Source organism: Hydrogenovibrio sp. 3SP14C1, from assembly GCF_029625905.1.
Lineage (GTDB): Bacteria > Pseudomonadota > Gammaproteobacteria > Thiomicrospirales > Thiomicrospiraceae > Hydrogenovibrio.
Genome location: NZ_JARTLM010000048.1, coordinates 1 through 291, shown reverse-complemented (window position 1 = coordinate 291; position 291 = coordinate 1). Strand labels below are relative to the sequence as shown.

Here is a 291-nt window from a genome sequence, read left to right as displayed (position 1 = left end):
CGCGCGTTCGGAGAACTCGCCAGGCCGAGCCAGGCGGGCGCCCAGCGCGAGGCAGCGCTCCAGCAGCATATCCATGATCACGGGGCCACCGTGCCCCTGCAGCTCCAGCACGTCCTCCCCGGTAAAGGAGTTAGGCCCGGTAAACAGCAGCGCAATCCCTTCGTCGATAATGCCTTGAGCACCACTGAAGGGGCCGTAATAGGCATGACGCGGGGGAGGGCATTGCCCCAGTATGGCCTGAGCGATATGGCGGCTTTCCGGGCCGGATACGCGGATGATGCCCACGCCGCC

Annotated in this window: 1 pseudogene; it reads right to left on the bottom strand. The window is 66.0% G+C overall.

Annotated features, from left to right (window positions below):
- Positions 1–291 (bottom strand): annotated as a pseudogene (locus P8629_RS11580) (tRNA uridine-5-carboxymethylaminomethyl(34) synthesis GTPase MnmE); the annotation flags it as partial.